General features: G+C 65.1%; 1 protein-coding gene. It reads right to left on the reverse strand.

Annotated elements, in window-relative coordinates:
• Nucleotides 1–41: 41 nt before the first annotated feature.
• Complete coding sequence (locus tag AC6CH3_RS23315; protein WP_498134693.1) at nt 42–1310, reverse strand: helix-turn-helix transcriptional regulator; 1269 nt, start codon at nt 1308–1310, stop codon at nt 42–44.
• Nucleotides 1311–1327: the final 17 nt, after the last annotated feature.

Consider the following 1327-nt stretch of genomic DNA (forward strand, 5'->3'; position numbering starts at 1 on the left):
GACGGCACAGGTTGTCGCGGTGCCGTCTGGTCGTTAGACCGTTACCGGAGTCCGTGGCTGTGCGCCAGGGCGATGGCCTCGGTTCGCGACCCGACGTCGAGCTTCCTGAACAGGTTCCGCACATGGAATTTGACGGTGTTTTCGCTGATGCCCATTGCTGAGGCGATGGTGCGGTTGCGGTGTCCGGCGGCGAGGTGTTGGAGCACTTCGAATTCCCGGGACGCCAGGTTCCACCCGGCGACGTCCCCGGCCGGGCGTGCCCGCAGGTCCAAGGGGAGCGAGACGAAGATGTCTGCACCCCACCCTGGCATGACGTCCATCCGCAGCTGTCCGGTGAGCGCCTTGACCCGGCGCTGCAGGCCGCTGATGCTTGGCGTGTCGGCGGTGAGCGTCCCGCCGCCGTCGTCCCGTACGTTGATCAGCAGGTTATCGCCGTCGCAGTCCCACTGCGTCCGGATTCTGCTGATGTCGGTTTGTTCCATCATCGCCAGAACAAGTCCACGGACGATCGCCCGTGCCGCATGGGCAACTTCGCCGGGGAGGGCCCGTCCATTCAGCGGCGGTTCGATGAACTGAACCTCGATGCCGCTGAAGCCGGTGAGCGGCCGTAAGTCCTCCCGCAGCCGTTCGAAGGCTCTGGCGACGGGCTCTTCGACCAGATCTGTGGTGCGGTCGCTATGGGTGCGGAGCCCGATTAGAGCCTTGGTGGTGAGGTCAATGACGGTTGCGCGGGCTGCTGCATCGTCCAGGGAGGATGAGCGCAGGGCTGCCATGAGGGTCTCAAGGGTCGTGGAGTGCAGATCGGTGAGCTCCGCCGTCACGCGGACGCGTTCAGCTGATGCTGCCCGGGACTCCAACAGGTAGGACGGCGGAGCGTCGGCCACCCTCTCCTGGATCCGCCGGGCAGCAATGCGCCACAGGTACGTCACCACGTCCAGCCCGTCGTTCTGCCCTGGATCGGCCGGTTCAGGATCGGTCAGGACGAGGAGGGCATGGCTGGAGGCGTGTTTCAGGGCCAGTACAGGCCGGGCCCGGCCAGCGAGCTCGGCTTCGCCGAACCAGGGCGCCTCATCTGACAGGGTGGCACGAAGATCGTCAAGCTCGGCGATGGAGACCCGGGAAATGATGTCTTCATCGCCCGCCTTCTTCTGCGGCCGCCCCGTGCAGTCTTCGGTGAAGATGACCAGGGCGCTGCTTTTCAGGTAGGGCAGTGTGGCATCACGCAGCCTCTCCGCTATCTGGGTCAGGGAGGCATCGGCCAACGCTGCGACGGTCTGCAACAGCGGCCAAGGCAGATCTGAAACGGTCATAGTGGATTCCTTCAGGG

Source organism: Arthrobacter sp. GQ119, from assembly GCF_059759125.1.

Bases quoted from the DNA above. Each gene is read 5' to 3' on its own strand.
- AC6CH3_RS23315 (WP_498134693.1), bottom strand. From the start codon at position 1,310: ATGACCGTTTCAGATCTGCCTTGGCCGCTGTTGCAGACCGTCGCAGCG.